The 13,501-nt window shown below is 68.7% G+C and carries 11 protein-coding genes; 4 read left to right on the top strand and 7 right to left on the bottom strand.

The features are described 5' to 3' along the window. Nucleotides 1–99: 99 nt before the first annotated feature. Entirely contained in the window at nt 100–1,737 is a 1,638-nt protein-coding gene (gene groL, locus EYE42_RS05935; RefSeq protein WP_130990396.1) for a chaperonin GroEL, read from the bottom strand. Nucleotides 1,738–1,772: 35 nt separating this feature from the next. Continuing rightward, nucleotides 1,773–2,060, bottom strand: coding sequence for a co-chaperone GroES (locus EYE42_RS05930; RefSeq protein ID WP_130990395.1), 288 nt, complete (start codon nt 2,058–2,060; stop codon nt 1,773–1,775). 191 nt (nt 2,061–2,251) lie between these two features. Here EYE42_RS05930 and EYE42_RS05925 point away from each other — a divergent pair, with 191 nt between their 5' ends. Next, nucleotides 2,252–3,259, top strand: a complete 1,008-nt coding sequence (locus EYE42_RS05925; RefSeq protein ID WP_130990517.1) for a TraB/GumN family protein — start codon at nt 2,252–2,254, stop codon at nt 3,257–3,259. A gap of 21 nt (nt 3,260–3,280) precedes the next feature. Here the strand turns inward: EYE42_RS05925 and EYE42_RS05920 are convergent, their stop codons facing one another. Next, complete coding sequence (locus tag EYE42_RS05920; protein WP_130990394.1) at nt 3,281–6,415, bottom strand: hypothetical protein; 3,135 nt, start codon at nt 6,413–6,415, stop codon at nt 3,281–3,283. Nucleotides 6,416–6,602: 187 nt separating this feature from the next. Here EYE42_RS05920 and EYE42_RS05915 point away from each other — a divergent pair, with 187 nt between their 5' ends. Further along, nucleotides 6,603–7,646 carry an SIMPL domain-containing protein gene (locus EYE42_RS05915; RefSeq protein ID WP_130990393.1) on the top strand — a complete coding sequence of 348 codons (1,044 nt, stop codon included), beginning with the start codon at nt 6,603–6,605 and terminating at the stop codon, nt 7,644–7,646. A gap of 88 nt (nt 7,647–7,734) precedes the next feature. Here the strand turns inward: EYE42_RS05915 and EYE42_RS05910 are convergent, their stop codons facing one another. Continuing rightward, the gene (locus EYE42_RS05910; RefSeq protein ID WP_130990392.1) at nt 7,735–8,574 is read right to left on the bottom strand and encodes an AAA family ATPase; all 840 of its coding nucleotides are present in this window, start codon (nt 8,572–8,574) and stop codon (nt 7,735–7,737) included. 161 nt (nt 8,575–8,735) lie between these two features. On the opposite strand from EYE42_RS05910, the gene dksA reads away from it, so the two are divergent. Beyond that, nucleotides 8,736–9,158 carry an RNA polymerase-binding protein DksA gene (dksA, locus tag EYE42_RS05905; RefSeq protein WP_130990391.1) on the top strand — a complete coding sequence of 141 codons (423 nt, stop codon included), beginning with the start codon at nt 8,736–8,738 and terminating at the stop codon, nt 9,156–9,158. 4 nt (nt 9,159–9,162) lie between these two features. Next, on the top strand, nt 9,163–10,290 hold the full coding sequence (locus tag EYE42_RS05900; RefSeq protein WP_130990390.1) for an FAD-dependent oxidoreductase: 1,128 nt from the start codon (nt 9,163–9,165) through the stop codon (nt 10,288–10,290). Nucleotides 10,291–10,369: 79 nt separating this feature from the next. On the opposite strand, the gene glmM is transcribed toward EYE42_RS05900, so the two are convergent. From glmM to EYE42_RS05885, 3 genes are read right to left on the bottom strand one after another with little or no spacing between them, the layout of a single operon-like run. Beyond that, nucleotides 10,370–11,716 (bottom strand): phosphoglucosamine mutase, encoded by a 1,347-nt coding sequence (gene glmM, locus EYE42_RS05895; protein WP_130990389.1) that lies wholly within the window; start codon nt 11,714–11,716, stop codon nt 10,370–10,372. Further along, the gene (gene folP / locus EYE42_RS05890) at nt 11,713–12,693 is read right to left on the bottom strand and encodes a dihydropteroate synthase (RefSeq protein WP_130990388.1); all 981 of its coding nucleotides are present in this window, start codon (nt 12,691–12,693) and stop codon (nt 11,713–11,715) included. The genes glmM and folP overlap by 4 nt, the downstream gene beginning before the upstream one ends. Beyond that, entirely contained in the window at nt 12,690–13,490 is an 801-nt protein-coding gene (locus EYE42_RS05885) for a dihydroneopterin aldolase (protein ID WP_130990387.1), read from the bottom strand. The genes folP and EYE42_RS05885 overlap by 4 nt, the downstream gene beginning before the upstream one ends. Nucleotides 13,491–13,501 lie beyond the last annotated feature (11 nt).

Raw genomic sequence — 13,501 nt, 5'->3', positions numbered from 1 at the left:
AAAAGTTGGGCTAACTGGTAAATAGCCTTTTAATCACATCATATGGAAAAGGGCGCCTAAAGGCGCCCTTTCCGGTCCGGCTGGCAGGGCCGGGGATGATTACATCATCCCGCCCATGCCGCCCATGTCGGGCATTCCGCCGCCCTGGCCCTTCGGCTCGGGCTTTTCGGCGATCATGGCTTCGGTGGTGATCAGCAGGCCCGCGACCGAGGCCGCATCCTCCAGCGCGGTGCGCACGACCTTGGCCGGGTCGATGACGCCGAACTTGAACATGTCGCCATATTCTTCGGTCTGGGCGTTGAAGCCGAACGTCTTGTCGTTCGATTCGCGCACCTTGCCGGCAACCACGGCACCGTCGACACCGGCGTTTTCGGCGATCTGGCGCATCGGAGCCTCCAGCGCGCGACGCACGATGGCGATGCCCGCCTCCTGGTCGCTGTTGGCGGCCGTCAGGCCTTCCAGCGTTTTCCCGGCCTGGACCAGGGCCACGCCGCCGCCGACGACCACGCCTTCTTGCACGGCCGCGCGGGTCGCGTTCAGCGCGTCATCAACGCGGTCCTTGCGCTCTTTCACTTCGACTTCGGTCATGCCGCCGACGCGGATGACGGCAACGCCACCGGCCAGCTTGGCCACGCGCTCCTGAAGCTTTTCCTTGTCATAGTCCGAGGTGGTTTCCTCGATCTGCTGGCGGATCTGGCTGACGCGGGCTTCGATCTCGGACTTTTCACCGTTGCCATCGACAATGGTGGTGGTGTCCTTGTTGATCGTGACCTTCTTGGCGCGGCCCAGCATGTCGATGCCGACATTCTCCAGCTTCATGCCCAGATCTTCGCTGATGACCTGGCCGCCGGTCAGGATCGCGATGTCCTGCAGCATCGCCTTGCGACGATCGCCGAAGCCCGGCGCCTTGACGGCCGCGATCTTCAGGCCGCCGCGCAGCTTGTTGACGACCAGCGTGGCCAGGGCCTCGCCTTCGACATCCTCGGCTACGATGACCAGGGGCTTGCCCGACTGGATGACGGCTTCCAGCAGCGGAACCATCGGCTGCAGCGACGACAGTTTCTTTTCGTGCAGCAGGATATAGGCGTCTTCCAGGTCCGCGATCATCTTGTCGGGATTGGTGACGAAGTAGGGCGACAGATAGCCGCGGTCGAACTGCATCCCTTCGACGACTTCGACCTCAGTCTCCATCCCCTTGTTCTCTTCGACGGTGATGACACCCTCGTTGCCGACCTTCTGCATCGCGTCGGCGATGAATCGGCCGATATTGGCTTCGCCGTTGGCCGAGATGGTGCCGACTTGGGCCACTTCGTCGCTGTCGGTGACAGGGCGCGAGGCGGCCTTGATGGCCTCGACGACCTTGGTGGTGGCCAGGTCGATGCCGCGCTTCAGATCCATCGGGTTCATGCCGGCGGCGACCGCCTTCATGCCTTCCTTGACGATGGCCTGGGCCAGAACGGTGGCGGTGGTAGTGCCGTCACCGGCCTCGTCGTTGGTGCGCGAGGCGACTTCGCGGACCATCTGGGCGCCCATGTTCTCGAACTTGTCGGACAGCTCGATCTCCTTGGCGACCGTCACGCCGTCCTTGGTGATGCGCGGGGCGCCAAAGGACTTGTCGATCACAACGTTGCGGCCCTTGGGGCCCAGCGTCACCTTGACCGCATCGGCCAGGATGTTGACGCCCTTCAGCATCCGGTCGCGAGCGTCGGTATTGAACTTGACTTCTTTCGCAGCCATTTGAATCTCCTGAATTTATGGGTGAAGGATGCGGATCAGGCGATGACGCCCAGAATGTCGCTTTCCTTCATGATCAGCAGCTCTTCGCCGTCGATCGTGACTTCGGTGCCCGACCATTTGCCGAACAGCACGCGGTCGCCCGCCTTGACCGACGGCGCGATCAGTTCGCCCGAATCCTTGCGCGCGCCTTCGCCGACCGAGATGATCTCGCCTTCGGCGGGCTTTTCCTTGGCGCTGTCGGGGATGATCAGGCCGCCTTTGGTCTTTTCGTCCGATTGGACGCGGCGGACCAGAACGCGGTCATGCAGCGGTTTGAATGCCATGGGTGAACACTCCGTGTTTCAGGTTGCAGTGTTGCAGTGTTGGCACTCACCTTGATCGAGTGCCAATGGCGGTGATCTAGGCCATGGCCGCGGGGCTGTCAACGTCGCTGTCACGGAAAGTTCGGTCGTTCGGCTGGCCAGACCCCTGCCATTGTGCCAGCCTGCGATGGACGACACAGGAAGGCGTGACGATGCGATTGTTTCTGGCGGGGATGCTTGCGGTTTGGGGATTTGCGGCCGAGGCGTCTGGCTGTGTCGGCACGAACCTGCTGGCTGCCCTGTCGCCTGTCCAGCGGGCCCAGATCGACGCGGCGGTTGCCGAGACTCCTTTCGGCCAGGGGCTGCTGTGGCAGGCCAGCAAGGGTGGGCAACGCATGATCCTGGTGGGCACCTACCATTTCGACGATCCCCGCCATGACGCGATGCTGTCCCGGCTAGAGCCGTTTCTGGCGGACGCCGCCGCGCTGTTCGTCGAGGCCGGCCCCGAGGAGGAGCGCCGCCTGACCGAGGCCCTGGCAGCCGACCCGACGCTGATGGTCGATCCCACCGGGCCGACCCTGCCAGAGCGTCTGAGCGACCGCGACTGGTCGCTGCTGTCCAAGGCCATGGCCGACAGGGGACTGCCGGCCGTCGCGACGGCCAAACTGCGGCCCTGGTATGTCGCGATGATGCTGGGCATCAGCCCCTGCATGATGCGGCAGATGGCCGGGGACGGCGCACAGGGACTGGATCGTCAGATCGTCGCCCTGGCGACGGATCTGGATATCCCGGTGCGGGCGCTGGAGCCTTGGGACACGGTGTTCACCCTGTTTCGCGACCTGACGCCCGGACAGGAGATCGAGATGATCCGCGCAGCCCTGCCCACCGCTGCCCATGCCGACGATTACGCCGTGACGCTGACCGACGCCTATTTCGCGGGCGATGTGTGGGCGATATGGGAATTCGGCCGCTTCGACGCGTATCGCAATTCGGGGCTGAGCCGCGAACAGGTGGATGCGCAGATGGATCTGGCGCAGGACCGGCTGATGGAGACACGCAACCGGGCCTGGATCGCCCCCCTGACGGATGGCGCCCGCGAGGCGGCCCGACAGGACCGGGGCATCGTCGTCGGCTTTGGCGCGCTGCACCTGCCGGGGGAACAGGGCGTGCTGCGCCTGCTGGAGCGCGACGGCTGGACCATTGCCCGGCTGGACGGCTAGGCGCACCTTGGACGGCTGACACTATTGCCCGCCCAGCACCGACAGCGCCTGTGCCTGGCCGCCCTTGACAAAGGTGATCCGGCTGTCGCCGATGTCGGTGATCGTGCCGCCGTTGATCCTGTCGCCCAGCCGCAGGGTCAGCACCCGTCCGTTCGACAGGCGCACAAGCGCGCGGCTGGCCTTGCCCGCGCCGATGGTGCCGATGATCTGGGTCCGGTTGATGCGGATGCCGTCCTTGACGGTGGCGGCATTGCCCGCCGTGGTGGGGGTGCGGCCGTCGGGAATGGCGGCCGCAACCTCGGGTTCGTTCTCGGCCTCGGGCGGGGCATAGCGCTGCTGGCGGGCGGCGGCGGCGCGGGCCTCGGCCTCGGCCTGAGCGCGGGCGCGGGCTTCGGCTTGGGCCCGGGCCTGCGACTCGGCCTGGGCGTCCTGGGCGGCGCGGGCGCGGGCGCGGGCCTCGGCCTGGGCTTGCAGTTCGGCGTCCTGGCGACGCTGTTCGGCAAGCGCCGCTTCCTCGTTCTGGGCCTGGGCCGCGGCGCGCAGATCCTCGGATGTCGGGGCAAGGGGGGCGGCTGCAACGGCTGTGGCAATAGCTGCGGCCGCATCGACGGCAGCCCCGGCAGCCCGGCGTGGCGGCAGTGCAGATGAACGAAGCGCCGTCAATGCGACGGCGCCTGGCAGGGATTCATTCTCGGATATGGCTGCGGCGACTGCCTGGTCGATGGCGGCGCCCGACAGGCTGGCATTGCCCGGACCGGGGCCTGGTCCGGGATCGCCGCGCGCAACCGTCCGCGCCCCGGCGGGCCGGGCCGAGGGGCGGGCCGACTGATCCAGCCCCGCGGTCGAGGCGCGCAGCGCCGAACTGCGCGATGCCGGTTGCTCTGATCCGGCGGCCGCCGCGGCCACGGCGTCCTGCACCGCCCGCTGAGAGGGTCCGCCCACCGAAACAGGCTTGCGGAGGGGCCGCGCCTCGGCCAGCCGCACAACGGCATCGCGTTCTGTCCGGGTCAGCCCCGGATTGCCCGACTGGGCGGTGCGCAGATCGCGCAGCAGTTCGATCAGGGTCCGCCGTTCGGCCTGGGTCAGTTGGACCAGATCGCGATCCTCGGCACGGCTGCCCTCCTCGATCAGGCCCAGCCGCTCTGGACGCGAGGGCGGCCGAGGCGCGTCGCTTGCCGGTGACGACGCGCGCTGGGGCGCGGCAGCAGGCGCAGGGGGCAGGGCTGGCTGGCTTGCGGTATCCGGGCGGCTTGCCGGGGGACGGGGCGGGCGCGAGGCAGCTATGGCAGGAACGTCGGCCGCCGGTGTGGCTGTCTGGGGGGCGGCCGTCTGGGGGGTAGCCGTCTGGCGGGGGGTCGGGGGTTGGGGATTGGCGGGAACCGTCGGCCGAGCATCCGTCTGGGCCGGGGGGGCCGCACGCACCGGGGCCACACGCGGCGGCCGGGCGGAACTGGCAAGCCGCGCGCCAGCAGGCGCCGGGCTGGCGACCGGCGCCGCAGGATCAGCGGATCGCGATGCCTGCGGCGCGCCAGTGACTGGTGCCGCCTCGGGCGCTGCGGGACGGCGGGTTGCCGGAGGAAAGGCCGCGGCCGCATCGTCCGCGACGCTTGCGGCGCTGCTGACCGGGGCCTGCGGTTCCGCCCCCTGCGGGACGGTCATGGCCTGGGCAAGGGCCTGGCTCAGCGCGTCGCTGTCCGGTTCCGGCTGCGCATCGGGTGCCGGGCGGGCCGTCGTGGTGGTGGGGGCAGGCGCCGTTGCCAAGGCCTGAGGTGTGGGGGCCGGCACCGGGGCCGGAACTTCGGCGGTTGCAGCCGACGGTGGTGCAGGCTGCGAAAGGGGCGTTTGGGCCGTGGCCTCTGCCGCGGGCAGCGGCGCTGTCGTCTGCGGCACGGCAGCGGATTGCGCTGCTGCGGGATCGGATACGGTCCCGGCCTCAGGGGCTGCCGCTTCCAAAGCCTGTTCGGACCGGGCAGGCGCCGGTATCGCGGCGGCCGGCTGAACCGGCGCGTCCTCGCCAAGGGAAGCCGCGCCAGAAGGCGACTGGGTATCGGGGGCCGGAACGGTCCCGGTCCGCGGCGCCGTGTCCGAAGCGGTTTCGGGTGCGATTGCCGCCACCTCGGCCGCGGCATCCGGCGTATCGGAAGGCTGGCCGAAAGCGATCCAGACGATTGCCAGTCCCAAGACCAGCACGCCCATCAAAACGGGCAGACGTCCCGGGTCCAGCCGGCGCAGCCCGGCCAGCAGCGAGGACGCAACGGCAGGCTTGGGCGCATCGCCGCCACGCTCGCGGTCGGCGCGTGCCTGGCGGGCGCGGTCATGGACCGCCTGGGCGCGGGGCGGCAAGACGCGCGGGGCAACCGGTCCCCTTGCCTCGTCCTGCCGGGCATCGCCATGCCGGATGACACCCGGCACGGTGGGCGCAGCCTCGGCTGTCTGGATCAAGGGCGTCGCCACGGGCTGTGGCTGCGGCGTGACCTGCGCCGGGACGACGGCCGGCGCCACATGCGGAACGATTCGCGACACCATCGGCGCCGCGAGGGCCGGTGACGGCTGATTCGGCTGCGGCGCGGGATCGGCCACCACGGGAACTGCGGGATCGGTCACGCGCGCCTGGGTCAGGTCGGGTTCGCTGAAGGGGGTCCGGGCAAAGCGTTCGCTGGCCAGCCGGCTGGGACCGAAATCGGGCTGGCCGTCGAATCGCCCGTCCTGGGGGCGCGCCACGAAACCCTGAGGGCGAAACCCCTGTGCGCAGGCGAAATCCTCGGCCTCGTCCAGGGTGCGGCGGGCAACGGCGGCGACGCGCAGCGTCTCGATGTCGCCATTCTCGGACGGGCACCAGTCGAAGGCCAGGTCGGCGGCCTCATAGGGGGTCATGGCCTCCAGCGCGCGGGCGATGGCCGTGGGCGTGTCGGCCCCCACCGGAACCGTCAGCGTGGTGTACAGGATCTGGTCGTCGGGAATGACCAGAACGGTATCCAGCGACCCAGGCCGGGTGCCCGTCTGGGCGCGCAGCGCAGCCAGCCGTTCGGTCATCTCGCGCCCGGCGAAACGGGCCTCGCCCAGGGGTCGCCAGTCCAGGCCGTCGCGCTGTTCAAGCAGCACGGCCTCGGGCGTGAAGCTCATGGCAAAGTCAGGAGGCGCGATATGTTTGTTCATGGTTCACTGTCTGCTCGATGACCATCGCGTGTTCTTTGGGGCCGCGATTTGGGTGATTGGTCCAGATTTACCCCAGTTCCCCCCCTGTGGAAAGCGCAACTGGCGAATCCGTGACCGCATTTCCTTTGAACTTTCGCGCCGTGCCTGCTGTTCTGCGCCAGAAGGCGTTAACGAAGGATGAACGGACATGACACAGGTTTCGCGCAGGATTGCACGGATCGCCCTGGCGGCCTCGACCGCGCTGGCCCTGGCCGGCCCTTCCATGGCCCAGCCCCAAGGGGACGACCGCCCCTTCTGCCCGCCCGGGATGTCCCGCCTGACCGTGGCCGGCACAGGCGAATCCCGCGTGGCCCCCGACATGGCCTCCATCCAGTTGGGGGTGACCACCCAGGCCGCCAGCGCGGCCGAGGCGATGCGCCAGAATTCGACCCGGCAGGCCGCCGTGATCGCGGCGCTGACCGGCGCAGGAATCGAGCAGGGGGACATCCAGACCTCGGGTCTGAACCTGAACCCCGTCATGGATTACGGCGAAGGACGCGCGCCCACCGTGACGGGCTATCAGGCCAGCAACATGGTGACGGTCCGGGTCCGCGACGTTCCCCGTCTGGGCGAGATCCTGGACACGATCGTCGCGGCAGGCGCCAACGAGATCAATGGCATCGCCTTTCTGCGCGACGACGATGCCGGCGCCCAGGATGATGCCCGCCGCGCTGCCGTCGCCGATGCCCGCCACAAGGCCGAGGTTCTGGCCGAGGCCGCCGGTCTGACCCTGGGTCCGGTGCTGGTCCTGCGCGACACGCCTTCGGTCGAGGGTCCGCGCCCGATGATGATGGAAGCACGCGCGGCAGAGGATTCGGCCTCGGTTCCGATCGCGGCGGGCGAGATCGCGACCACCGCCACGGTCGAGATGCAGTTCGCCCTGACGGGCGGGGATTGCCGGCGGATGGGGGATGGTCAGGGGCGGCGGCACGGTCACGGCTATCCCGGTTACGGACACGGCCAGGGCCACGGGCGCATGTCCCCCGGCAACCCGCCCGCCCCTGACGGCGGTCCGGCATCCGACGACACCGGCGATGCGTCTCTTGAAGCTGTCCCTGACAGCGAGTCGGTCGCCCCCGTGCCGGGCGATCTGCCCCCGCCGCTGGGAACCGCTACCGGCACACCGGGTCCGGACGAGCCGTTGGTGCCGATGGAAGAAAGCCCGGACGGGGTTCAGCCGCCGTCGGATTGACACCCGCAGCTCCGGGTGGAATTGGCGCCAGGGCGGACGTAGAATCCGCCTTGGCGTGGGGTCCGGCGCGGCGGACCAGAGGGCTCTCTTATCGCGGCCGCCGCGCCATGAAGGCCAGCTTTTCGAACAGTGCCACGTCCTGTTCGTTCTTCAGCAGCGCGCCATGCAGCCGGGGCAGCAGGGTGTGGGGATCGCGCCGCAAATCCTCGGCTGTCAGATCCTCGGCCAGGATCAGCTTCAACCAGTCCAGAAGCTCGCTTGTGGACGGTTTCTTTTTCAGCCCCGGCGTGTCGCGCAGATCAAAGAACTGCGTCAGCGCCTGATCCAGCAGTCCGCGCTTCAGGCCGGGGTAATGGACATCGACGATGGCGCGCAGCGTCTCGGCGTCGGGAAAGCGGATATAGTGAAAGAAACACCGACGCAGGAAGGCGTCCGGCAGTTCCTTTTCGTTGTTCGAGGTGATGATCACAACCGGCCGATGCAAGGCCGGGATCGTTTCGCCCGTCTCGTAAACGTGAAACTCCATCCGGTCGAGTTCTTGCAGCAGATCGTTCGGAAACTCGATATCGGCCTTGTCGATCTCGTCGATCAGCAGAACGACCTTTTGCGGCGCCTCGAAGGCCTGCCACAGCTTGCCCTTGCGAATGTAGTTTGCCACGTCATGGACCCGCGCATCGCCCAACTGGCTGTCGCGCAGGCGGGATACGGCGTCGTATTCGTAAAGGCCCTGCTGTGCCTTGGTCGTTGATTTGACATGCCATTCGATGATCGGCAGGCCCAGGCTTTCTGCCACCTGCCGGGCCAGTTCGGTCTTGCCGGTGCCCGGCTCTCCCTTGACCAGCAGCGGGCGTTCCAGCGTCACGGCCGCATTGACCGCGATCGCCAGGTCGGGCGGGGCGACATATCGGCCGGTGCCGGTGAATTGCATGAAACTCTCCTTTGGCGTGAAAGGCTTGGCCACAAGGCCATGCGATAGCCCGATGCGTTGGATGCTTGGCGTTTCGCCTAGTGACAAGCAGCACGTCATACTTTAAGGGGGCGCGCAAGGGTGCCGGTGTCGTTCCATCCCGGTGCCGCCGGAGAGGATTAATGAAAGCCCAGACCTTCCTGCCCCAGGACTATCGTCCCGCCGAGGATGAGCCCTTCATGAACGACCGGCAGCGTGAATACTTTCGCCGCAAGCTGGAAGCCTGGAAGCAGGAACTGCTGGATCAGTCCGCCGAAACGCTGGAAGGCCTGCAAGACAGCGCCCGGTCCGTTCCCGACCTGGCCGACCGCGCCAGCGAGGAAACCGACCGGGCGCTGGAACTGCGCACCCGCGACCGCCAGCGCAAGCTGGTCAGCAAGATCGACGCGGCCCTGCGCCGGATCGAGACGGGCGAATACGGCTATTGCGAGATGACGGGCGAACCGATCAGCCTGCGCCGCCTGGATGCGCGCCCCATCGCCACCATGACGCTCGAGGCGCAGGAACGCCACGAACGCCGCGAACGGGTCCATCGCGACGACTGAACCGATGACCGGGGCCTTGCAGTCGCGCCCTGTCGGCATTGTCGGGGGCGGCGTCGCGGGCCTGACGGCGGCACTGGCCCTGCGTCGGCGGGGCGCCGATGTCACCGTGCTGGAACGCGCGCCCGTCATTGCCGAGGTCGGGGCGGGTTTGCAGCTTTCCCCCAACGCCATGCGGGTTCTGGATGCCCTGGGACTGGGCGCCGCCATCGACGCCATGTCGCTGCCCGGCCGCGGGGTGCGCCTGCGTGACCCCAGCGGGGCCGAGGTGGTCCGCCTCGATCTGGCGCGGCATTATCCCGAAGCCCGGTTTCGCCTGATCCACCGGGCCCGCCTGATCGAGGTTCTGGTGCAGGCCGCCCGAATGGCCGGGGTGCGGATCGAGCTTGGGCGCGAGGTCGAAAGCCCGCCCGATGGGCCGCTGCTGATCGGCGCCGATGGTCTGCACAGCCGCATCCGCATGGCCCTGAACGGGCGCGAGGTGCCGTTCTTCACCGGCCAGAGCGCCTGGCGAGCCGTCATTGCGGATGACGATCAAACGCCCGAGGCGCATGTCTTTATGGGGCCGGGCCGTCATCTGGTCAGCTATCCCCTTGCGGGGGGCCTGCGCAACATCGTGGCCGTCCTGGAAACCCGCGACTGGCAGGACGAGGACTGGTCGCGTCCCGATGATCCGGCCAATCTGCGCGCGGCCTTTGCCGATTTCCGCGGCCCGGTGCCCGACTGGCTGGCGCGGGTCGGCGAATGCCATGTCTGGGGCCTGTTCCGCCACGAGGTTGCGCATCGTTGGCAGGACGGCCGCATCGCGATCCTGGGCGACGCGGCCCACCCGACCCTGCCCTTCATGGCCCAGGGCGCCTGCATGGCGGTCGAGGATGCCTGGACCCTGGCCGCCTGCCTGGACACTGGTCCCGACCAGGGCACTGCCCTTGCCCGATACGAATCGCTGCGCAGGCCGCGCACGGCCCGCATCGTCGCGGCAGCGAACGACAATGCGCGCAACTATCACCTGACCGGGCCGAAACGCCTGCTCGCCCATACCGCCCTGCGTCTGGGCGGCCGGGTCGCGCCGGGCGCGATCCTGTCGCGGTTCGACTGGATCTATGATTTCGATCCGGTTGCGGAAACGCCCTGAACCCTTTGCCTTGGTCCAAATATCCTCGGGGGGTCCGGGGGGCGAAGCGCCCCCGGCTGCTGCGGGACGCCGTTGCGCCTTAGGCTGCCTTTTCAACCGCCGCCACGATGCCGTCCACGACCTCGCGCAGGATGGCTTCGTTCTCGGCCTCGGCCATGACGCGGATCAGCGGTTCGGTCCCCGACTTGCGGATCAGGACGCGGCCGGTGCCCGCCAGCCGGGCCTCGGCCTGGGCGATCACGGCGCGCACCTCGGCCGCCGACAGCGGATCGGCCCCGGCGGCATAGCGCACGTTCCGCAGCAGCTGCGGAACGGGGTCGAACTGCGCGGCCAGGGTGCTGGCGCTGTGGCCCGTGTCGGCCATGGCGGCCAGAACCTGCATGGCCGCGATCAGCCCGTCGCCCGTGGTGGCATAGTCGGTCATCACGATATGGCCGGACTGCTCGCCCCCCAGGTTGAAGCCGCCTTCGCGCATCCGTTCGACGACATAGCGGTCGCCGACCCTGGTGCGCTCCAGCCGCAGGCCCCTGGCCGAAAGGAAATGTTCCAGTCCCAGGTTCGACATCACGGTGGCGACCAGGGCGCCGCCCCGCAACCGCCCCTGCTCGGCCCAGCGGGCCGCCATCAGCGCCATGATCTGGTCGCCATCGGCCACCCGGCCCTGTTCGTCGATGATGATGACCCGGTCGGCATCGCCGTCCAGGCTGATGCCCAGATGCGCGCCGTGATCCAGGACCGCCTGCGCGCAGGCTTCCGGATGGGTCGATCCCACGCCCGCGTTGATGTTCGATCCGTCGGGCTTGACGCCCAGGGGGATCACCTCGGCGCCCAGTTCCCACAACACGTCGGGCGCCGCGCGATAGGCAGCCCCGTTGGCACAGTCGATGACGACCTTCAGCCCGTCCAGCCGCTGTCCCGCCGGAAAGGTGGTCTTGGCATATTCGACATAGCGGCCGCGCCCGTCGTCGATCCGCTTGGCGCGGCCGATCCGGGCGGGATCGGCGGGAACGATCTCGCCCGCGACGATGCTTTCGATCTCGGCCTCGGCCTCGTCGGACAGCTTGAAGCCGTCGGGGCCAAAGAACTTGATGCCGTTGTCCTCGGCCGGGTTGTGGCTGGCCGAGATCATGATGCCCACATCCGCCCGCATCGACCGGGTCAGGAACCCGACGGCCGGCGTCGGCACGGGGCCCAGCAGCAGCACGTTCATGCCGGTGCTGGTCAACCCTGCGGTCAGGGCGTTTTCCAGCATGTATCCCGACAAGCGCGTGTCCTTGCCGATGACCACGCGATGCGCGCTGTTGGCGCCCGAGCGGCGGAAATACCGTCCCGCCGCCGCCCCCAGGCGCAGGGCCATTTCCGCCGTCATGGGGTGGGTGTTGGCGCGCCCGCGCACGCCGTCTGTCCCGAACAAGCCTCTGCTCATGGTTTTGCCCTTTTGTCGTTTTCCACAGCCTGCCACAGCCGAATTCCCTGGACCAGAGCCGCGACATCGTGGACGCGGTGGATCTGGACCCCCTGCGCGATCACCGCCAGCGTCACGGCAAGCGTTCCCGGCCCGCGGTCCAGCGGATCGTCCGCCCCGCCGATGGCGCCGATGAACCGCTTGCGCGACACGCCCAGCAGGATCGGGCAGCCAAGCCCATGATACAGCGAAATCCGCTGCAGGATGGCCAGGTTATGCGCCTCGGTCTTGCCGAAACCGATGCCCGGATCGATGACGATGCGATGGCGGGGGATGCCCGCCGCCTCGGCCCGGCGGATTCGGTCCGCCAGCGCATCATAGACATCCAGCAGCACGTCGTCATAGCGCGGATCGTCCTGCATCGTCTCAGGCAGGCCCTGGGCGTGCATCAGGCACAAGGGCACGCCCCCCTGTGCGACCACATCGCCAAGGGCCGGATCGAAATCAAGGCCCGATACGTCGTTGACCATCGCCGCACCCGCCGCCAGCGCGGCACGGGCCACGGCGGCCTTGCGGGTATCGACGGAAACGGGCACGCGGCCCGCCAGCGCGCGGACCGGGGCCAGGACGCGGGCGGTTTCCTCGGGCACGGGAACCTCGGCCGCGCCGGGGCGGGTGGATTCGCCGCCGATATCCAGCATGTCGGCGCCGCTTGCAATCAGCCGCTCGCCCTGCTCCGCGGGGTCATAGCGCCCGCCGTCGGAAAAGCTGTCGGGGGTGGCGTTGACGATGCCCATGACGCGGGGCCGGTCCATCGACAGCCCGGCGACAGGGACGCGCGGCGCCGTCAGTGCCGCCAGCACGTCAGCGGGAATATCGGACGAAATGCGGGGCGGCTTGCCGCGCTCGAGAACCTCGACTTGGGAAAATCGTGTCCAGCCACCCGCCAGGGGATGATGGCCGTGGGGGGTGGGCAGGGGCCTGTGATACAGGGTCACGGGGCGGTCTCGTCCATGCGGCCGATTTTGACGGATAATCCGTCGGGCATATCGGGCAGGGGGCCTGCGCCTGCGAAACGGATATGGGTGGCCGACAGGCGCCCCGCCAGCCACAGGGCCATGGGGGCGGCCTCGGCGGAAAGGTCCGGGGCATCGACCGCCAGGCGCAGGGGCGCCCAGACGACCGGAGTTCCGGCCCGGACCGCCGCATCCAGTTCGGTGCGGGTTTCCGCCACCTCGATCCCCAGGGCTTCGGCCAGAATCCAGGCGGCCTGATCGAACCCCAGCAGCGCGATGCGCCTTGGATCGCCCCCGCACGGCAGGGGCCGCGCGGGACCGTCGGGCATCACGACCACGGTCCCACCGGACAGATCGTCGGGCAGACGGTCGGGCTGGCCCACGACGATCTGCACCGCGGGGCGCTGTCCGCTGACCGCCATCCGCGCCGCATCGCGCGCGATGGTGATGCCCAGGGCGCCCGGGCCGCGGTCCAGCTTTTCCACCGTCACGGTGATCCGGGCGGCGCGGGGATCGGCCAGAACCTCGGCCGCGATGCGTTCGGCCAGCGTTTCCACCAGATTGCAGCGCCCGTCGGCCAGGGCCGCATCCACGGCCTGGACTAGCACGTCATAGGACAGGATGCGGTCAACGTCGTCATCCTCGGCCCCGACCGGGTCGCGCAGGTCCACCGAAAGCTCGAAGCGCAGCCGCTGGGTGCGGCCGCGCTCGGATTGGAAGGCGCCGATTTCGGCCTGGACGACATGGTCGCGCAGATGGATGCGGTCTGGCTGGATCATGCCTGCCATTC

The sequence above is a fragment of the Paracoccus subflavus genome, from assembly GCF_004310345.1.
In the GTDB taxonomy this organism is placed as follows: Bacteria; Pseudomonadota; Alphaproteobacteria; order Rhodobacterales; family Rhodobacteraceae; genus Paracoccus; species Paracoccus subflavus.
The sequence above is the reverse complement of the archived record's forward strand: the minus strand, read 5'-3'. Positions and strand labels throughout refer to the sequence as shown.